We start from the raw sequence: 18,921 nt of genomic DNA on the forward strand, positions 1-18,921 counted from the left end.
GGATAGACATGTCGAAAGGCGCCTACCGCGTCAGCTTCGAAGCCGGGGGGCGCCGCATCCGCGGCCTCGTCCCCGAGGCGCTGGTGGCCGAGACGCTCGGCCTTCCGAACGCCACCCGGCCTGAACATTTCGACGTCTATTCCTGGATCGCCCACCACAGAAAAAACATCGAGAGCGCTCTCGTGAAAATGTCTCAAGGCGACAATCGGGTGAAAAAGCCCTACGATCTGTTGTCGCTCGAGGAGGAGTGAAGAAATGCCCACCGAAGTCCTGATGCCCGCCCTCTCGCCTACAATGGAGGAAGGCACGCTTGCCAAATGGCTCGTCAAGGAAGGCGACACCGTATCCTCGGGCGACCTTCTGGCCGAAATCGAGACCGACAAGGCCACAATGGAATTCGAAGCCGTCGACGAAGGCGTCATCGGCAAGATCCTCATCCCCGAAGGCTCGGAAGGCGTAAAGGTCAACACGCCCATCGCGGTCCTGCTGGAAGAGGGCGAAAGCGCCGACGATATCGGTGAGGTGTCGAGCGCGCCCAAGGCCGAGGCATCGACGGATGCGGCCCCTGCAGAGGCGTCGGACAAGACCGCACCCGCAGAGGGATATGGCCGGGGCGAAACGCAAGCGAGCGCCTCGCCAGCGCCGGCAGCAGGCACCGACGACAAGGGCGACCGCATCTTCGCATCGCCCCTCGCCCGCCGCATCGCCAAGGACAAGGGTCTGGACCTGAGCCAGATCAAGGGCTCGGGTCCGAAGGGCCGCGTCGTGAAGGCGGATGTGGAGAAGGCCGAACCCGGCAAGGCCGAAGCGCCGAAGGCCGCAGCCGCCGAGGCGCCGAAGGTAACCGAGGGCGCGAAACCGGCCATGCCCGCCGGCATGGGAGCCGATGCGGTCATCAAGATGTACGAGGGCCGCGAGTACGAAGAGGTCAAACTCGACGGAATGCGGAAAACGATCGCCGCGCGCCTCACCGAGGCCAAGCAGACGATCCCGCATTTCTACCTTCGCCGCGACATCCAGCTGGATGCGCTGATGAAGTTCCGGGGCACGCTGAACAAGCAGCTCGAGGCGCGGGGCGTGAAGCTCTCCGTCAATGATTTCATCATCAAGGCCTGCGCACTGGCGCTTCAGCAGGTGCCGAACGCCAATGCCGTCTGGGCGGGCGACCGGATGCTGAAGTTGAAGCCATCCGACGTGGCCGTGGCCGTCGCCATCGAGGGCGGGCTGTTCACGCCGGTTCTGAAGGATGCCGAGATGAAGTCGCTCTCGGCGCTCTCGGCCGAGATGAAGGACCTCGCCGCCCGCGCCCGCGACCGCAAGCTCAGCCCCGAGGAATATCAGGGCGGCAGCTTTGCAATCTCGAACCTCGGCATGTTCGGCATCGACAATTTCGACGCCGTCATCAACCCGCCCCATGGCGCGATCCTCGCCGTCGGCGCGGGCGTCAAAAAGCCGGTTGTGGGCGACGATGGCGAACTGACCGTGGCCACGGTCATGTCGGTGACACTCTCGGTCGATCACCGGGTCATCGACGGCGCGCTCGGCGCGGAACTGCTGAACGCCATCAAGGACAACCTCGAAAACCCGGTGGCGATGCTGGCTTGACGAGGTTTTGCGCCCTGCTTCGCAGGTCGCGCTGCGCGGATGCTGATGCATCCGCGCCCGATGAGGGGGCTGTCTGCCCCCTCAAACTCCCCCGAGGATATTTGAAGGCCGATAATGGGGACGCCGTCCTCGCTTGATCCAGCGCAAGGCTTCTGGGCGCCGGTGTGCCTAGTCATGCGAAAACCCGCATGACTGGAGCAATCCCATGAACTGGCACGACTTTCTGACCAACGCCAACCGTAATCTCGCGGCTTTCCGAAAGGCCGAGCCGGAGGCCGCCACGGGCTTCGGCGCCATGGCAAAGGCCGCAATGGCCCCAGGCGCGCTCTCGACGCTCGACAAGGAATTGATGTGCATCGCCATCGGGATTTCCAAGCAGTGCAACGACTGCATCGGATTTCACGTGAAGGCCGCCATCGCGGCAGGGGCCACCCGCGATCAGGTGGCCGAGACGATATCCGTCGCGATGTATATGGGCGGCGGCCCCGCCTTCATGTACGGGGCGCGCGCGCTCGAAGCCTACGACCAGTTCGTCGCCTAGGCCAAACTCGTCAGAGCTGATACCCCGGCGTCGATTTCGACAGCGCGAGTTCTTCCTCTGACATGTCCTCTCCGATCCCCTCGAAGAGCGGCGTCGACAGGTACCGCTCGCCCGTATCGGGCAACATGCAGAGGATGACCGAGCCGGGTTCGGCCTCTTTGGCGATCTTCATCGAGACCGCAAATGTCGAGCCGCCCGAGATACCCGTGAAGATACCCTCTTCCGCCGCCAGCCGCCGCGACCAGGCGATCCCCTCCGGTCCCGGCACCGGCAGAAGCTGATCGTAGTAGCCCTTGTCCAGCGCCTCCTGCAGCACCCAGGGAATGAAATCCGGCGTCCACCCCTGAATCGGGTGCGGCTCGAAATTCGGGTGGCTTTCGGTCGGCTGATGCGCCTCGTTCCGCGTGTTGACATAGCCTGAGCCCACAAGCTGGGCGTTTGCGGGTTCAGTCAGGATGATCTTTGTCTCGGGCCGCTCCGATTTCAGGACACGCCCAAGCCCGCTGACGGTGCCGCCCGTGCCATAGCCCGTCACGACATAATCCAGACGCTCACCCTCGAAGTCCCCGATGATCTCGCGCGCCGTGGTGTTCTGATGGATTTTCGCGTTGGCCGGCGTCTCGAACTGGCCGGCAAAGAACCAGCCATTCGCTTCGGCCAGCTCTTTCGCCTTCTGGTACATGCCGAAGCCCTTCTCGGCCCTCGGCGTCAGCACCACCTTGGCGCCCAGGAACCGCATCAACCGCCGCCGCTCGATCGAGAAGCTGTCCGCCATGGTGATGACCAGCGGATAGCCTTTGGCCGCACAGACCATGGCAAGCCCGATGCCCGTATTGCCGCTCGTCGCCTCGACAACGGTCTGGCTGGGCTTCAGCGCGCCCGATTTCTCGGCCTCTTCGATGATGCTGATCGCCAGCCGGTCCTTGACCGAGGCAGCCGGGTTGAAGGCCTCGAACTTGACATAGACGGTGACCCCCTCGGGAGCGATCCGGTTGATACGGATCGTGGGCGTGTCCCCGATCGTGTCCACGATCGACTCATAAAGCCGTCCGCGACCGCTTGTTGTTCTATCCGACATTGTCCCTCTCCCATGCAGCTTTTCAGGTGAAGCCTGCGCCCGGAGTGCCTTTGAAGCAAGGGCCGGAACAGAAAAAGAGCAGAGGGACCGGCCCTCTGCTCTCGTCGGAATTTCATTTCGGGAATGGCTTACTCGCCGGGACAGCCGTTCAGGATCTGATCCATCGAGAGCGCCGGCTGGTCACACCCCGCCTCTCCCACGATCCGCGCGGGAACGCCGGCGACCGTCTTGCAGGGCGGCACTTCTTCCAGCACCACGGACCCGGCGGCGATCCGGCTGCAATTGCCGACGCGGATGTTGCCGAGCACCTTTGCACCCGCCCCGATCAGCACGCCGTCTCCGATCTTGGGATGGCGGTCATCGTCTTCCTTGCCGGTACCGCCAAGCGTTACCGAATGCAGCATCGAGACGTTGTTGCCGACCACCGCCGTCTCGCCGATTACAATGGAATGGGCGTGGTCGATCATCAGGCCCTGACCGATACGGGCGGCGGGGTGAATGTCGATCCCGAAGACCTCGCTCACCCGTGCCTGGATCAGATAGGCCAGGTCCCGGCGGTTGTGGGTCCAGAGCCAATGGCCCACCCGATAGGCCTGAACGGCCTGGAATCCCTTGAAGAACAGAAGCGGCTGCAACAGCGAATGGCAGGCCGGATCGCGCTCGTAAACCGCCATCAGGTCCGCGCGCGCCGCGCGGCCGAGGCTCTTGTCATCGGTATAGGCGGCGTCCGCGATTTCCCGCATCAGTTGCGGCGAAACATCCTGCGACGACAGCTTCTGGGCAAAGCGATAGGCCAGTGCCTGCTCCAGTGTCTGGTGGTGCAGAACGCTCGAATGCACCATGCCGCCGATCAGCGGCTCGGCTATCACGGCGGTTTCGGCATCGTCCCTGATACGGTCCCAGACGGGGTCGACAGGGGTCGGTTTCGTCTTGCGTTCTGCCATGATGCAGCCTCGTATTACTGTCAGCGCGTCTTACACCAGATAGGCGCTCCTGACAAAACACAAAGCGTGAGGCGGTAGAAAAGTGCCCGATTCCACACAATTGGACATGTGGCGCGAAAAACTCGCCACCGAGCTGCACGCCCTCGACACAAGCGACGACGATAGCCGAGAAGATCGGGGCACCGTCACGCTCGACCAGCAATCCGTCGGCCGTCTCAGCCGCATGGACGCGATGCAGCGTCAGGCCATGGCACAGGCCACCAGCCGCCGCCGCGCTCAGCGCCGCGCCCGCATCCTCGCCGCCCTCGCCCGTTTGGACGAGGGCGAGTACGGGGTTTGTCAGGACTGCGGCGAAGACATCCCGCCCGGCCGGCTGGAACTCGACCCAACGGTCGCCACCTGCGTCTCCTGTGCCAACGGCTGAGCACTCACGCCCTGGGCGGCGTCAGTTCCGCCAGGTGGATGGCAAGCCACACCTGCCCCGTCCCGTTGAAGCTCCCGCCCTTAGCCGTGAGCACGATGTCCCCACCGCCGGGATAGACCTGTGGCACGTCGCGGATCGTGGCCGCCGTCGCTCCGGCGGCGCTGCTGACCCCCATCGCGAAACGGGTCGCCGCGCCGCTCACCCCAAGATCGAAGGACGACGCACCGCCGATGGACGACACCACGCGAAGAGACACTCCAAGTACCAGGGCGCCATCTGGCAACGCAGCCGTCACCGTCGAAACCGGGCCGCCTCCGACACTGTGCAACACGTCCGCAGTCCGGTGCGCGAATGCCGCTCCGGCACCTGACAAAGCGATCAGCCCCGGAACCCACTCGACACCGTCGAAGGTAACGATAGCACCCGCCTCTGCATCCCAGGCGCGCCAGCCCGCCACCGGCGTCACGGAATCCCAACCGCCGTTCTGATAGAGGGCCAAGGCACCATCGAACCCGAACCAGGCACCGGATGCGCCCGCGCCCACGGCATGGACCTCGCCCTCGCCGGGCGCCACCGGCGGCACGGAAGCACCGGTACCCGCCAGCGTCATCTGCGTCAGCGCATCCAGACGCTGGAACGCCTCGTTCACGGTAACATGTTTCTGCGCCTGCGCCGCTTCGACGAAGGGCAATCCAAGAGTGACGGTGCTAGTCATTGATCTCTACCTTTCCGAAAAGCCCCGGACCGAAGCGGTCCGAAATCTGCGCGACCTCCACGCGGTAGGCACCGGTGACGCCATCCGCCGCCGCCTCCGCCGCGCCGTAGGTCCATGACGGCGTGGAGACCGTGACCTCACGCCTCAGCGCGCTGCCGACAAAGACACGGACCACATAGCTCTCGGCCACCTCGCCCAATGGCACGTCCAACGGCTCCCACCGGTCCCCGTCGATACGCGTCCGGCGCACCCACGTGACGGTGACATCCCCGCTCTCGTCCCGCCGGGCCCGGACATGCGCCGGGGCGTAGGGCCGGAACCCGAGACCGAAGGTCGTGGCCTCGATCGTTGTGAAGGACGGATGATCCACCGGCTTGTTGGCCGGGCCGACCCGATAGACCTGCGGCTGGCCAAGATAGTTCGACCTGAGCGACATCTGCCGCAACGCCCCGTCAAGGATCACCACCCGCGAGCCGGTGGGATAGCTTTCGGGCATCGTACCATCCGTGCCCTGCTGTCCCCTCAGCCGCATCGACAGGTCCCAGACATCCGGCTCGGACAGCACCGCGTCCCGGAACTGAAACACCTCCCACGGTCCGCCGGCCGCCGAGCGGATCAGCGCCGCGTTCCCGCCCGAATAAAGCGCCGCCTCGTCGATGCTCGACAGGGCGCCCGCGACCAGCCGCACCTTCAGCGCCGGCCCCCGGTCGAAGCGATGCGGCGAGGCCCGGCCAAGACCGTTCAGCGTCTCGCCGATCAGCGCGCGCTGCGTGAGCTCTGTCTCGAACCGCCAGACCGATCCCCGCTGCATGTAGACGGCCACCGATCCCGGCCAGGGATCTGATGCCGCCACGACCCATGGGGCCGCGACCGCTTCCTCGCCCACGACAAGCGGCAGGTCCATGATCTTGCTCGCCACCGGCAAGGGGGCAAGTACGGGCGGCCGCGCCACGATCGTCTCGGCATCTGCGGCGACCTCGAAGGTGCCAGCGTCGATCCGAACCGCCTCGACCCGCCGCTCTCCACCTTCCTCGATCCGGTCGATCCGGTACCGCGCCCCATCGGTATCCTCCTCAAAGGCCACCACATCGCCCGCCGCGAGAGTCGAGGACGGCGGCAGCGTGAAGCGCACGCTTTCACGGGCCACGCGCACCTCGGACAGCCAGCGTTCGGTCAGCGCACGGCCCTCGCCCTGCGTCAGAACCAGCGGCAACTCGCTCCGCGCGATCACGCTGTCATCGGCATCGGGAAAGCGCGCCTCCGCGGCCCGCACCTCGTAGTCGCCATCGGCCTCCAGGAAATCCAGTTGCACACGGCCCGCCACGCCCGACTGCGCCTCTCTCAGATGGCTGATAACATCAGTCCCCTGCGCCCAGACCAGCCTCTCCTGCGACAGAACCTCCGTCAATCGTGCGCCGCGCGACCGGAACACCAACTGTCCGTCCCGCTCGACCGCATCGGCCCCCGCCGCCATCAACAGTGGTTGCAAGGCCGCCCGCGCATCGCGCCCGCCCTCCAGCGAGACACCCCGCACAAGGCCATAAAGCCCGCTCACATCCACATCCGTCAGCCCCGAGGCCGTACAGACCTCCTCGACCACTGATGCGAGCGACCGCGACGCCATCCGCCCGGCCAGGATATGCCCGGCCCCATAGCCCGCACCATCCGACCAGACCGACAGGCTCGCCGGAAACTGCGGGTAAGGCCGCGCGTCCCACCCCCAGAAGAACATGCGGTCGGTGGCCACCATCGGCCCGCCATAGACAGACGACACCGGGTTCCGTTCCGGATCGTCCCAATACGTGGCGACGGCATCCAGATACCGCGCCTGCAACAGATCGTCCCGCGCGCCGCTGCTGTCGCGTGCCTCCGCCTCAACCCGGCGGCCGGGCGCGTTCGTGCCCCGGTCCACCGCCGGACACCCCAGCTCCGTGAACCAGACAGGCTTCGAGCCAGGCACCCACCCCGTCGGCGCGCCCGCGCGCGCGCCTGACACCCGCTCGTGATGCGGCTCGGACCACCAGCTTGCGATGTCCTTCCAGCGATAGACCCAGTGTTCTCCGAACGCCGCGTCCTCGATCGGGCTCCTGATCTGAAGCGCCCGCGCCTCTTCGGTGCGGTATTCCCAGTCATGCCCTTCGCCGCCCGCGATATTCGCCTGCAGGTAGCCAAGGTCATAGATCGCGCCCCAACCGGCATCGGCATGCTCGGTCCCGCCACGCCAGTCGCTGACCGGCATGTAATTGGAAATGCCGACGAAATCGATATTCGCGTCGGACCAGAGCGCGTCCAGCGGGAACAGAACGTCGCCCGGCGCGTCCACGGGTCGGACGCTGTGATACTCGGTCCAGTCCGCGCCATACCCGACCTTGGTCCCCGGCCCCAGGATCGCACGCACCTCCGCCGCCAGCGCCTTCAGTTGACCAACCGCCGGGAAACTCCCGTCTCCCGCCCGCGCCCGCGTCAGCCCGACCAACTCGGACCCGATCAGAAAGGCCGAGACACCGCCCGCCACCGCCGCCAGATGCGCATAATGCAGGACAAAGCGGCGATAGGTGAACCCGTCGCCACCGATATAGCTCACCGTTCCACCGCTCACCGAGAAGTCGCCCGCGACCGCCGACCCGAAAAACGCATCGACCTCGGCGGTCACGTCCTGCCCCGGCTCCGGCTCCAGAAGGCCGCGCCAGGGTGTCTCGGGTTGCTCAACGCCGCCCGTGGGATCGGCGAGGCCGTTGCCGGCGATCTGGTCCATCAGCAGAACCGGCGACAGCATGACCTCATGGTCTGCCTGACCCAGCCTGCCGATGGCCTCGATGACGGCCCGGTCCGCAGGCGTCCCGCCATAGACCGAGCGACCTTCCTTTTCGGGCAGAACCGCCGCGCCAGCCCGCGTCACGCCATCCACGGCCCAGCCCATCCCGACACCGTCCATCGCGCCCTGCTCGACCTTGGGCTGGCAGCTGGCCCGCCCGGCCCGCAGATCGCCCGCGAACCATGAGACCGACAGCGCGCTCGCAGACACGCCCGGCAACTCTTCTTCCAGCGCACGCACCGACATTTCGAAATCCGTGACGCCGCTGGCGGTGTTCACATTGGCAGACCGGACCCGGCCCAGACTTTCCTCGAAATGCACAGGCGTCGTGGCAAGCGCATATTCCCCCATGCCGGGCCCGATACCGATAGCCCTTACACGGCTCGCCGGATCGCCCGCGCCGGTGCGCATCACCTCGAAAGTGAACTGAGGAATGCGGTTGCCGAACCGCTGGAGCGGCAGGTCCTCAATGACCACATAGGCGATTCCTCGATAGGCCGGTGCCTCGCCCACGCCCTCCACCGCCTCAATCACAGGATCGGGCAACTGCGCGTCATCACCCGGATAAAGCCGGAACGACAGATCAGCCGGAGAAATCTCGATCCCGTCGGCCCATATACGGCCCAACCGCGATATGACCCCCTCAGACAGCGCAATCGCCAGGCTTACCGAATAGGAATAGCTGGTGACCGTCGGCTGCGACGGCGTGCCCTTGCCCCCGCCCCCGCCTTCCTCGGTCACCGTCTCGCGAAAGCGCGACGCCCAGATCACCTGCCCCGACACCCGCACCCTGCCATGGACCGACGGCACAGGCAGACCCTCGCTAGCCCCTGTCAGGCGGAACCGGTCGATCCGCCCGGTCTCGACCCGGCGCGATCCCGCACCGAGGATCTTGTCGTCCACCAGCCGTCCCACGGTCGCCCCCACCGCGCGCCCAAGAGCCGCCGCACCGATCCCCAGGACCGACCCGCCAATGGACGAGCCGATCGCCGCACCGGCGGCGGAAAGAAGAAGTGTCGCCATTGGAAGCTCCCAACGTGAAGGAGGTCAGGTCAGACCCGGAAAGGAAAACACCGCCGCCACCCGCCGCCGCCAGGGCAGCGACAGCGAAGACTGCACGACCCCATGCCCGGAATAGGCATGGACAAAGGCCGGATGGGCGCCCGACCGCGTAAGAATGCCAAGATGCTTGGCCACCGCCCCATCCCGCATCCGAAAGAGCAGCACGTCGCCCGGCGCCATCTCCGCCGCAGGGCGTTCGACTAGATGCCGCCGAGCCGCAGCCAACAGCACATCGCGCCGCTCGACCTCGTCCCAGTCCCGCGAATAGGGCGGCGGCACCTCGGGTTCATGGCCCGCCACCGCACGCCACACGCCCCGCAAAAGGCCAAGGCAATCGCTCCCCGCGCCCTTGACCGATGCCTGATGGCGATAGGGCGTGCCGATCCACGCCTCCGCCTCTGCTACGATATCCGCACGGTTCACGACCGCCTGGTCCCGCCATCGTTGCGGTCCGCCGACACCGGGTAAGACATCAGCCAGTCCTCACCCGGAATATCCGGAAAACCGCGAAAATTCAGAAAGTTGTCGAACTTCTCGCGGCAGGTCTCCGCGCGCTTGTCACACCCCGCCACCAGCCGCAAAGTGTCGCCAGGCTGCAACCCCGCCGACAGGAAGGACCAGAGCTCGACCACGCGCTGCCCGGCGATCAGGCGATCCCGCTTCACCGATCCGCTCGCGCCCACACCCGCGCCTGTCTCGACGCTGACCCGCCCGCGCGAAAACCAGCCCTCGGAATAGGCCTCACCGCCTGCCAGCCACAGCTCGCTGCCCCGCTCGATCCGCACCACCGGCAGCGCGACCGACACCTCAGGCGCCCCGATATCCACCCCGCAGGCACGATCGCCCAGAACGGCGCCGCAACGCTTCTGATAGCTCCGCCCGATGGGCCGGTTCAGCCGGTCGGACAGCCCCCGCAATTCGCACCGGAAAGACGCCCCGCTCCGCTCGATCTCGCCCAGGTTGCCGCGAAAAATCCGCCGGCGCGCAGACGTGTCCGCCCAGTTCACCAGCCAGAGCTCGACCTCGGCTCCGTCGAACAGCCCGGCGCGGATGTCCCCCTCCGAAATTGCAGGGTCACTCAGAACGCCAACCGCCTCGCTATTGTCGACGGCAAGGCCCGTGGTCTGCTCCACGGCACGCGCCGACAGACCCGCAGACGCTGAAAAGACGACGCCCGCGAAACTCAGATCACGGTCGTGATCCGTGAACCCTAACTCGCGCCCGTCACGCCGCCTCACCAGCCACGCGCGCGCCACCGTCGTCGTCCCCGTGGCCAGATGCGCGGCCAGCGCAGCGGCGCTCACAGCCTGAGCTCCACAATCGGCACATTCGGCACCTCGCCTGCGCGGAAACTGGCGACCGACACCTGGATGGCGTCGGTGTCGAACCGCACCGGCACGTCGAACTCGAACCCAGCTGTGACCACAGCGCCCGGCCCCGGCGCCTCGGTCAGCGCCACCTTGCCCGTCGAGATATCCACCGAGAAATCGACGCTCTCGACCTTCGGGTCGCCGCCCACGGCAATCAGAACCGTGCCCGACACCGGCTTGGCGATGGGCCGGGTATAGGTCTCGCTGCCCGACCGGTATGTCTTCTGCAGCCCGAAGACCTTCGTTAGCCCGTCACCCGTCCCAATCACCTGATCGCCCGGCGCCGGAGCCTCCAGCACCCCGCAGGATCGGTAGTCGGCCCAATCCTTCCAGCGGAACCCGTAAAGCGCCCCGCGCCGCGCCTCGAAGAACGCGATCAGCGCCTCGACATCCTCCAGCGACCGCATCCCCAACCCGGCATCGTAGCGACGCCTCGAATGAGCCCAGGGGCTGTTCCGCTCCTCGAACCCGTTGGCCAGCGACACGATCTCGGTCCGCCGCTCGGGGCCGCCGGACGAGCCGAAGCTCAGCGAGGCGGGAAAACGAATTTCGTGAAAACTCATAGACTTGCCCTCACATGTTCCGCTGACCAAGGCTCAACGCCCGGCCAAGCTGCGCCGCGATCTGGCTTTGCGAACGCTGAAATCCCTGCACATCGGGCGTCGTCACATTGACGACCACCTGCACCGGGCGTGCGCCGCCCGCAGCCCGGACCCCCAGCTTCCCGTCCGCGCCGCGGCTCAGCGGCATGATCGCCTCCGGCCCCGCCTCACCCATCAGGCCCCAGCCGCCCCGCATTGGAAATGCCGTCGCCCCCGACACGACACCGCCCGTGGCAAAGGGCGTGACGCGCCCTTGGGCGAAACTCGCTCCATCGGCAAAGGCGCCACCGAAGACGCCGCTGATCCCCTCGGCCAGAAGCCCGCCCAGATGGTTGGTCACCGGCTTGATCGCTGCCGAATAGGCGGTGCTGATCAGGCTTTGCGCGACGGTCGAAAGCACGTCGCTCGCCCGCCCGCCATCCAGCACGATGTCGTCGAAAGCACGCTTGAGGCCCCGCGACAGACCCTTGGACATGACATCCACATCCCGCCCCGAGGCCGCCACCCGCGCCGACATCTTCTCAACCTCCGAGGCGAAAGCAGCCGTCACGGAACCCGCACCGCCCGCGGCCGCCTCGAGATCGCGGAGCGCCTCGTCCAACGCGTCGATTTCTTCAATGTCAGCCATTGCTTACCTCGTTTCTTTCATCCGGAAAGGCCCGCTCAAGGGCCGCCAGCCTATCCCGTGTCAAAGGCATCGCCGCTCCGCCCGCGCCTGCCAGAAGCGCGAACTCGCCCGGTGTCATCCGCCACACATCCTCGGGCCTCAGCCCCCGTGCGAACCCCGCCCGGATCAGCGCCGCCCAGTCGAAGGCGCCGCTCATCCGCCCGGCTCGGAAAAGGCGCGCACAAGCAGAACCGCCGCCGCCCGCGCCGCGCCCGTCACGCCGCCGTCGATCTCAGCCGTGAGCAGTTCACGGGCGTCCCCCGACCAGCCACCGCCCCTTAGACCGGCGACGATGACCGACAGAACGTCCCGCGTGGTGAAGGCGCCCGTCTCGAAGCGCCGCACCATCTCGACGAGGCCGCCGCCCCCCAGATCGGCTTCCAGCTCAGCCAGCGCACCCAGCGTCAGCCGCATCACCCGGCGTTCGCCATCCAGACGGATCGCCACCTCTCCGGCGCGCGGGTTCGCCATCAGAGCGCCGTGAAGGTCAGACGCCCGGCGGACGCCATGGCGATCTCGTAAGTGGCCTCGCCGTTATGGCTCCCGGCATATTCGATCGAGGTGATCAGGAACGCGCCTTCGACGATGCCGAAATCGGGAATAATCACCTGAAAATCAGGGGTTTCGCCATCGAAGAAGATCTGTCGAGCCCGCTCGTCGGTCGAGGTGTCCTTGAACACGCCCGAGCCCGAGATCGCCGCCGACTTCACGCCCGCGCCGCCAATCAGCTCGCGCCAGCCGCCCTGGCTTTCCAGGCTGGTGACGTCCACCGACTCCTGGTTGAACGACAGCCGCGTGGCTCTCAGCCCCGCCACCGTCTCGAACTGACCGCCCCCCGTAAGGTCGAGCTTGATCAGAAGGTCCTTGCCGTTTTGTGCGCCCATCGGCCCCACTCCTTGCGATATGTCAGTTGTCTTCGACCAGCACGCGGAACGTCATGTCGATCCGCCTGGCCCCACTCCTGCGATCCCTGCGCGCCCTGGCGCGGAAGAACGTGGTCCCGATGACCCTTCCTCGTGTTAGCACCGGCCGGGCATCGACCAGCGCGTCCGAAACCACGCCAGCGACCTCCTTCGCGGTCCTGAAACCCTCGGCATCGCTGACCACCGAAATCGTGATCCGGTGCTCCGCCATGGCTCCGGTCTGATGCGACCGGTCCCGAACCTCGCCGGCGCCGATGATCAGATACGTCCCGGTCACCGCGCCCGCCGGCAGATCGTCATGGATCGCCCCGCCGATCAGCGCGGCCAGCGCCGCGTCCCCGCTCAGCAGGTCATAGAATGCCGCCTGCACGGCATCCGAATTGGCCAGGCTCATGGCTGCACCTCCTCTTCGACCAGACAGGTCATCGTGCCGCCACCCTCGTCATCGATGACGCTCCGGACGTGAAACGCCCGCGCGCCTTCGCGGAACCGGTCGCCCGGCGCCGGTCGCGACAGCGCACCGAAGGGAACCGCCCGCATCACCGCGCGGTAGCGCGTGACCGATACCGGCCCATCCTCGGACGAGGGAAAGCCGCCGCCCCGCGGATCGAGCCGCGCCCAGTGAACGCCCTTCTCGACCCAGACGCTCGCGCGCCCGCCACGACCATCCGGCAACCCCTCACGCGCCTCGAGGATCAGCCGCCGCGGCCGCCCGGCACTCATGCCCCGCCCCCGAAGAGACGGATCACGCGATGGCGGGACAAGAGCCGCGCGACACCATCAGGCAGCGCCCGCCCGCGCTCGACCATCGCGCCGCGGTTGTCATAGTAATGCGCGCCCAGCATCAGCGTGGCCTGCGCCAGGTCCGCCGGGACGTCGCTCCACACCGGCCCGAAGCCCGCATCGAAGACGAGCTCGGCCGTCCCGCCCACCGGGATCGTCGGCAGAGCCCAGCCCGTCGAGATGATCTCGGGCCGTTGGCCGTCTTGAACAAGCCGGAACCGCGCGGGCGGAATATCCGTCTCACCGCCGCCCATATCCGTGATCCGGAAGGACAGGACCGACGAGATCGGCGCCACCGGAAGAGAGACGCGGCCCAGGTCGCGCCACGCGGTCCGCACATATTGGTAACGGCGCTCCAGAAGCACTTTCGAGGTATCCCCCTCGACCGCCGCAATCGCGGCTCGCAGGATCGGGATCAGGACCGGGTCCTGAAATCCATCATCCGGAAAGCCGGTGCCCAGTTGCAGGTGAGCGCGGAACTCCGCCACCGGCAGCGCCTGATCAGGCACCTGCGTTTGTTCGAACAACATCATGGAACTACTCCGAAATTCGCGCCAGTTTGGTCGCCGTCGGATGCCGGGCCGGCCAAAGCCCGCCGCGTCGAGGGACCAGCGCGGCTGAGCGCGCCCGGCCCGGCACCCGATCGCCGGACCCTCCCGGGGTCCAGCCTCTCACGCAGCCCGCCTACGCGACCGCGAACTTCAGAAGCTTGATCGCAGCAAAGTCGCTCACGTCACCGCCCACGCGCTTCGTCGCGTAAAAGAGCACGTTCGGCTTGGCCGAGAACGGGTCGCGCAGGATGCGCAGGTCCGGACGCTCGGCCACGGTATAGCCCGCACCAAAATCACCGAACGCGATCGCATCGGCACCCGTCGCGATGTCGGGCATGTCCTCGGCAATCAGCACCGGATAGCCCAGAAGACGCGCAGGCTCGCCCGCTGCCAGACCGTCCGACCAGAGGAAGCGGCCATCGGCATCTTTGATCTTGCGCACGGCACCGGCGGTCTTCGAGTTCATCACGAAGGTACCGTTGGCGCGGTAGCGCGCGCCCAGCCCGTAGACCAGGTCGATGATCGCATCCGCCGGGTTGCCTGCGTCGAAGCCGCCATCAACGCCGGTCGGGACATAGCCGAGGCTGCCCCAGGCCCAGACGTCATTGTCGACGGTCGGGTGCGAAAGGAACCCCTTGGGCTTGTCGATACCGTCGCCCGAGACAAAGGCCGCCGCTTCCGAAGTCGCGAACTTCTCGGCAATACGCGCCGAAAGCCAGCCCTCGATGTCGAATGCACTGTCGTCCAACAGGCGCTGCGACGCCTTGGGCAGGGCCGACAGCTCGTGCAGCGGGATCGAAATGCGCTCGATGACCGGGGTGCCGGTCTCGGTGGTGGCGGCGGTCTCGGTCGCCCAGCCGGCGCCCATCTCGGTCGAGTCGATCAGCACGTCATAGGACGTCGCCTCGACATTCACGACATTGGCGACCTGGCGGATCGAGGCCGTCGACCGCAGAACGGACGACACGCTCGCCGCCGTTTTCGGATCGACGAGGTAACCGCCATCGCCGGCAACGGCGGTGGACATGGCTTTGCCTTCCAGCTGGAGACCCCGCAGACCGTCATCCTCGCCGGTGCGGACATAGGCCGCGAAGGCCTTCTGGTGCGGGACCTCTTCTTCGGTCGCCGTGGTCAGCGCCGGGCGGCGCAGAGTGGTCAGGGTAGATTTGCGGTCCAGCATTTTCAGTCGCTCTTCCTGTTGTTCAAGTTTCTCGGTGATGTCCTTGGCAAAGCCCGAAAAAGCGGCCTTCACCTCGTCTGCGGCAGTTCGGGACCGGGGCAGATCTTCCCCGTCCCGAGCCTTGGTCTCGGGGTCTGTCATCTGGATAATCCTCTGAAGTTGGGGTTGTCCGGTCAGCCGGTACGGGCCGCACGGGTCAGGTCGCGGCGCGCAGCTTCGATCGCCGCCGCAACATCACGCATGACCGCATCCTCGGGGTCGTCCCCCTTTGCGCCCACCCGTGCCTCGGGAAGCATCGGAAAGGTCACCAGCGACACTTCCCAAAGCTCCAGTTCCTTCAGCCGGCGCGCACCGGCCTTGTCCTTCGTCGCCTTCAGCGTGCGATAGCCGATCGACAGGCCCTCGATGGCCCCTGCCTCGATCAGCGCCGCCGCCTCCTGTGCGCGCGCCACACCGGGCAGCAGACGGCCCTTGACGTACAGCCCGACCGCATCCTCGCGCACCTCGTCCCAGACGCCGATGGGTTGGGCCGGGTCATGCTGCCAAAGCATCTTCACACGCCGCCCCGCCGCGGCCAGCTCGGCCAGCGACGCCGCATAGGCCCCCGGCTCGACAATATCGCCGCCCCGGTCCGTCACTCCGAAAAGCGAGGCATAGCCCTCGATCACTTGCCCGTCGACAAGGCTCAAGCCGCTGTCGACAATGGAAAACTTCCGCTCAAGTCCGATTTCGGTCAACCCGTCCATGCCCATCACTCCTGCGCCTTGGGAAGCCCGAGAAGCGCGCGCTTCTCGTCCTCCGTCAAAAACTCCGCCGAGGTCACCCGCCGCCAGAGCGCCTCGCGCTCGACACCAAGCGCCGGCACCCTGTCCAGATCGGCCGCGATCTCGACCGGCGCGTCGGCAAAGCCATTCAGCCAGTTCGTGACCGCCCCCAGCACCCGGTCCACCAAGGGCAGCACCGTCAGCCGGTAAAAAGCGCGGTTGGCCTCCTGGTAATTCGCATAGGTCGCATCCCCCGGCAGCCCGAGCAGCATCGGCGGCACCCCGAAGGCCAGCGCGATCTCTCGCGCGGCGGCTTCCTTGGTCTTCTGGAACTCCATGTCCGACGGGCTGAAGCCCATCGGTCGCCAGTCCAGACCGCCTTCCAGCAGCATCGGACGCCCCGCATTTCGCGCGCCCTGATGATGCGCCTCCATCTCGGCCACCAGACGGTCGTATTGCTCGTTGGTCAGTGTCGACTGCCCCTCGCCCTTGAAGACGATGGCCCCCGACGGCCGCGCCGCATTGTCCAGAAGCGCCTTCGACCACGCCGAGGCCGCATTGTGCACATCCACCGCCCGCGCCGCTGCCTGCATCGGGGACAGACCGTAATGATCGTCGCCGGGGTGATAGGCCTTCACGTGGCAGATGGGCGACCCCGCCTCCGTCACCGAAAACCGGTGCTTCCGCCCGCCCACGGCGTACTCATAGGCCACCGGCCAGCCATCGGCGCCCGGCACTACCGACATCCGGTCCGACCTGAGCACGTGCAGCTCCAGCGGCAGCGTCCCCTCGGCGGCCACACCCTCCAGATACCCGTCCCCGCTAAGCAAAAGCTGGGTGTAAAGCCCCTCGAACAACGCCGCCCGCCCCTGCCCGCCATTTGGCCGCGCCAGCAGGTCGAGCACAGGATGCAGCTCGTACCGGCAGGCCGCGTCCCGCACCGTCAGCGGGACCGACGCCGCCGCCTCCGCGATCAGCTTGACCGACCGGAACCCCACCGGATTACCCTGAAACGCATGCCGGATCAGGCTCGACGTGTCCCGCGGGCTCCACGCCACACGGCCCGATGTCGCATAGGCGATCACCGGCCCCGCCTTCGAGGCCTTCACCTCTTCCACCGGCTGGGGCTTTTTCAGAAAGTCGAACATCATCGCCACGCTCCTTGTCCGCCCGTCACCCGAGCACTCTCACCTGCGGGCGCCGCGCCTGACGCGCGCCCTCGATCAGCAAATCCCACAGCGCCCAGACCAGCGCGTCCACGCGGTCGGGACTGCCCTTGCCCTGAAAGCCCGTCCGGCTCATCAGCGCCATCTGATCCTCCAGCGGGCCCAGCCCGGCCAAATGGCCCACCCGGCCCCGCTCATAAAGCGCCGCAACCGGCTCGGCCCTGACGGCCTTGCCCCGCGTCGCCCGCACCTTCGCAACCGCCGCCGCCGGATCGATCTGGCGAATGACGCTTTCCACCATGTCGCCGCCCTGATTCACCTCGGCCACGATCCGGTCCGCGCCATGCCGCTCGGCGGCGTCCACCGCCGCCTTGGCCCAACCCGCCGGAGACATCCCCGTGACCGTCGCGTCCTCCAGAATGACCGCCCGCCAGTCCGACGGATCGCCCTCCTGCCGGACACCGGCCACGATGATCCCGCACTCGTCCGAGCCCGCATGCCCCGTCACCGGCGGGTCCACCGCCACCACGATCCGGTCGAGCGTCCCCACCGCGCCCACCCGCGCCCCGTCGATCAGGGCCACCGGCCAGAGCGCGCCGTCCACGTCATCTACCAGAACCCCGTCCAGCTCCTGACGCCCCAGACGCGTACCGCCAAAGGTCGCCTCCACCTCGGCCAGGAAAGACCGGGACAGGTTCGCCCGGTTCGCTTGCGTCGGCGCCTGCGTCATCACCGTCGTCTCGCGGCCCAGAATCCGCTTCAGTACCGGCACATTGCGGGGCGTCGTCGTAACCACCTGCCGGGGATGCGACCCCAGCCTCAGCGTGAACTGCAACTGGTCCCAGGTCTCTTCCGCCTTCGGCCACTTGGCCAGCTCATCCGCCCATGCCGCGTCGAACTGCGGGCCGCGAAGGCGCTCGAAATCATGCGCCGAATAGGTCTCGGCCACAGCTCCATTGGGCCAGACCAGACGCCGCCGCATCGCCTCCCAGCGCGGCCGCCGGTCAGGGGGCGAACAGGCAAGAATGCCGCTTTCGCCCATCACCATCACGTCCCGCGCCTGATCCAGCGTCTCGCCCACCAGCGCCACGCGCCGCGCGATACCCGGATCCTCGGGCCGCGCACCCTCGACCATCGACCGCACCCACTCGGCCCCGGCCCGCGTCTTGCCCGCGCCGCGACCGCCCAGGATCACCCAGGTCTTCCAGTCGCCTTCAGGCGGCAACTGATGCGGCAGCGCCCAGAACTCGAACAGGTAGGGGAGCGCCCTCAGCGCATCATTCGTCAACCCTGCCAGAAACGTCTCCTGCAACGTCCGCGGCGCGGAGGCGATCGAGATGGCGCCCGATTTCAAATCGCATGGCATCGAAGTCGATAGGGGCTTCCGCAACGAGACCTTCTGATAAGAGCACCTGCCGCTCATGCTTGTTCACCTCGTTGATCAATGCTGCCCGCGTCGCCGCCAGGGCGATGCGAGCCTTGCTGATGTCGCCATGTGCCACGTCCTCACCGTCGCGAAGACGGTTGGCCATGACCTCGAATGCCGCAAGGACGTCCTGGAGCGCGGTTTCGCTCTGTTCCAAAAGCCAGCGCGCGCCGATCGTCCCCGCCAGTCGCGAAGGATCGTTCGTCATCTCGATTTTCCTGAGCCTCTGGGAAAAGAGAACGCGGCCAGTGTTGCCACCGCCGCGCTCACCTCGTCCATCTTGAACAAAGGTATACCCCAGACCG

The 18,921-nt window shown here is 66.8% G+C and carries 23 protein-coding genes; 4 read left to right on the forward strand and 19 right to left on the reverse strand.

Translation table 11 applies throughout. The features are described from left to right. The first annotated feature begins 8 nt into the window (after positions 1-8). The 3 genes from GQ651_RS07160 to GQ651_RS07170 all read left to right on the forward strand — a co-directional run bounded on the left by GQ651_RS07160 (position 9) and on the right by GQ651_RS07170 (position 2,146). Positions 9-251 (forward strand): hypothetical protein, encoded by a 243-nt coding sequence (locus tag GQ651_RS07160; protein WP_160763490.1) that lies wholly within the window; start codon positions 9-11, stop codon positions 249-251. A 4-nt stretch (positions 252-255) separates the two neighbouring features. Next, positions 256-1,605, forward strand: a complete 1,350-nt coding sequence (locus tag GQ651_RS07165; RefSeq protein WP_160763491.1) for a pyruvate dehydrogenase complex dihydrolipoamide acetyltransferase — start codon at positions 256-258, stop codon at positions 1,603-1,605. A 205-nt stretch (positions 1,606-1,810) separates the two neighbouring features. Continuing rightward, entirely contained in the window at positions 1,811-2,146 is a 336-nt protein-coding gene (locus GQ651_RS07170) for a carboxymuconolactone decarboxylase family protein (protein WP_160763492.1), read from the forward strand. A gap of 10 nt (positions 2,147-2,156) precedes the next feature. Here the strand turns inward: GQ651_RS07170 and GQ651_RS07175 are convergent, their stop codons facing one another. Then, on the reverse strand, positions 2,157-3,224 hold the full coding sequence (locus GQ651_RS07175; RefSeq protein ID WP_160763493.1) for a PLP-dependent cysteine synthase family protein: 1,068 nt from the start codon (positions 3,222-3,224) through the stop codon (positions 2,157-2,159). A 128-nt stretch (positions 3,225-3,352) separates the two neighbouring features. Then, complete coding sequence (gene cysE / locus GQ651_RS07180) at positions 3,353-4,168, reverse strand: serine O-acetyltransferase (RefSeq protein WP_160763494.1); 816 nt, start codon at positions 4,166-4,168, stop codon at positions 3,353-3,355. A gap of 82 nt (positions 4,169-4,250) precedes the next feature. On the opposite strand from cysE, the gene GQ651_RS07185 reads away from it, so the two are divergent. Then, positions 4,251-4,592, forward strand: a complete 342-nt coding sequence (locus GQ651_RS07185; protein WP_319637347.1) for a TraR/DksA family transcriptional regulator — start codon at positions 4,251-4,253, stop codon at positions 4,590-4,592. Positions 4,593-4,596: 4 nt separating this feature from the next. Here the strand turns inward: GQ651_RS07185 and GQ651_RS07190 are convergent, their stop codons facing one another. From GQ651_RS07190 to GQ651_RS07270, 17 genes are all read right to left on the reverse strand, one after another. Continuing rightward, positions 4,597-5,307 (reverse strand): DUF2793 domain-containing protein, encoded by a 711-nt coding sequence (locus tag GQ651_RS07190; RefSeq protein ID WP_160763495.1) that lies wholly within the window; start codon positions 5,305-5,307, stop codon positions 4,597-4,599. Further along, positions 5,300-9,145 carry a baseplate multidomain protein megatron gene (locus tag GQ651_RS07195; RefSeq protein ID WP_160763496.1) on the reverse strand — a complete coding sequence of 1,282 codons (3,846 nt, stop codon included), beginning with the start codon at positions 9,143-9,145 and terminating at the stop codon, positions 5,300-5,302. Before GQ651_RS07195 ends, GQ651_RS07190 begins: the two co-directional genes overlap by 8 nt. A gap of 24 nt (positions 9,146-9,169) precedes the next feature. Next, positions 9,170-9,607 (reverse strand): NlpC/P60 family protein, encoded by a 438-nt coding sequence (locus tag GQ651_RS07200; RefSeq protein ID WP_160763497.1) that lies wholly within the window; start codon positions 9,605-9,607, stop codon positions 9,170-9,172. After that, positions 9,604-10,488 carry a DUF2163 domain-containing protein gene (locus GQ651_RS07205; RefSeq protein ID WP_160763498.1) on the reverse strand — a complete coding sequence of 295 codons (885 nt, stop codon included), beginning with the start codon at positions 10,486-10,488 and terminating at the stop codon, positions 9,604-9,606. Before GQ651_RS07205 ends, GQ651_RS07200 begins: the two co-directional genes overlap by 4 nt. After that, entirely contained in the window at positions 10,485-11,117 is a 633-nt protein-coding gene (locus tag GQ651_RS07210) for a DUF2460 domain-containing protein (RefSeq protein WP_160763499.1), read from the reverse strand. The genes GQ651_RS07205 and GQ651_RS07210 overlap by 4 nt, the downstream gene beginning before the upstream one ends. Before the next feature lie 10 nt (positions 11,118-11,127). Continuing rightward, on the reverse strand, positions 11,128-11,784 hold the full coding sequence (locus GQ651_RS07215) for a phage tail tape measure protein (RefSeq protein WP_160763500.1): 657 nt from the start codon (positions 11,782-11,784) through the stop codon (positions 11,128-11,130). After that, entirely contained in the window at positions 11,777-11,980 is a 204-nt protein-coding gene (locus GQ651_RS07220) for a phage tail assembly chaperone (RefSeq protein WP_160763501.1), read from the reverse strand. The genes GQ651_RS07215 and GQ651_RS07220 overlap by 8 nt, the downstream gene beginning before the upstream one ends. After that, positions 11,977-12,294 (reverse strand): gene transfer agent family protein, encoded by a 318-nt coding sequence (locus GQ651_RS07225; RefSeq protein WP_160763502.1) that lies wholly within the window; start codon positions 12,292-12,294, stop codon positions 11,977-11,979. Before GQ651_RS07225 ends, GQ651_RS07220 begins: the two co-directional genes overlap by 4 nt. Then, positions 12,294-12,707, reverse strand: a complete 414-nt coding sequence (locus GQ651_RS07230) for a phage major tail protein, TP901-1 family (protein ID WP_160763503.1) — start codon at positions 12,705-12,707, stop codon at positions 12,294-12,296. The genes GQ651_RS07225 and GQ651_RS07230 overlap by 1 nt, the downstream gene beginning before the upstream one ends. A gap of 22 nt (positions 12,708-12,729) precedes the next feature. Beyond that, the gene (locus GQ651_RS07235; protein ID WP_160763504.1) at positions 12,730-13,140 is read right to left on the reverse strand and encodes a DUF3168 domain-containing protein; all 411 of its coding nucleotides are present in this window, start codon (positions 13,138-13,140) and stop codon (positions 12,730-12,732) included. Beyond that, positions 13,137-13,469 (reverse strand): head-tail adaptor protein, encoded by a 333-nt coding sequence (locus GQ651_RS07240; protein ID WP_160763505.1) that lies wholly within the window; start codon positions 13,467-13,469, stop codon positions 13,137-13,139. The genes GQ651_RS07235 and GQ651_RS07240 overlap by 4 nt, the downstream gene beginning before the upstream one ends. After that, positions 13,466-14,062, reverse strand: a complete 597-nt coding sequence (locus tag GQ651_RS07245) for a head-tail connector protein (RefSeq protein ID WP_160763506.1) — start codon at positions 14,060-14,062, stop codon at positions 13,466-13,468. The genes GQ651_RS07240 and GQ651_RS07245 overlap by 4 nt, the downstream gene beginning before the upstream one ends. 151 nt (positions 14,063-14,213) lie before the next feature. Continuing rightward, entirely contained in the window at positions 14,214-15,401 is a 1,188-nt protein-coding gene (locus tag GQ651_RS07250) for a phage major capsid protein (RefSeq protein ID WP_160763507.1), read from the reverse strand. A gap of 32 nt (positions 15,402-15,433) precedes the next feature. Next, positions 15,434-16,006: an HK97 family phage prohead protease gene (locus tag GQ651_RS07255; protein ID WP_160763508.1), complete on the reverse strand. Its 573-nt coding sequence runs from the start codon at positions 16,004-16,006 to the stop codon at positions 15,434-15,436. 5 nt (positions 16,007-16,011) lie between these two features. Next, positions 16,012-17,175, reverse strand: coding sequence for a phage portal protein (locus GQ651_RS07260; protein WP_160763509.1), 1,164 nt, complete (start codon positions 17,173-17,175; stop codon positions 16,012-16,014). A gap of 22 nt (positions 17,176-17,197) precedes the next feature. Beyond that, complete coding sequence (locus GQ651_RS07265; protein ID WP_160763510.1) at positions 17,198-18,556, reverse strand: DNA-packaging protein; 1,359 nt, start codon at positions 18,554-18,556, stop codon at positions 17,198-17,200. Beyond that, positions 18,468-18,824: a hypothetical protein gene (locus GQ651_RS07270; protein ID WP_160763511.1), complete on the reverse strand. Its 357-nt coding sequence runs from the start codon at positions 18,822-18,824 to the stop codon at positions 18,468-18,470. The genes GQ651_RS07265 and GQ651_RS07270 overlap by 89 nt, the downstream gene beginning before the upstream one ends. Between the last annotated feature and the right edge of the window lie 97 nt (positions 18,825-18,921).

Origin of the sequence: Kangsaoukella pontilimi (assembly GCF_009830125.1) — a bacterium.
Classification (GTDB): Bacteria; Pseudomonadota; Alphaproteobacteria; order Rhodobacterales; family Rhodobacteraceae; genus Kangsaoukella; species Kangsaoukella pontilimi.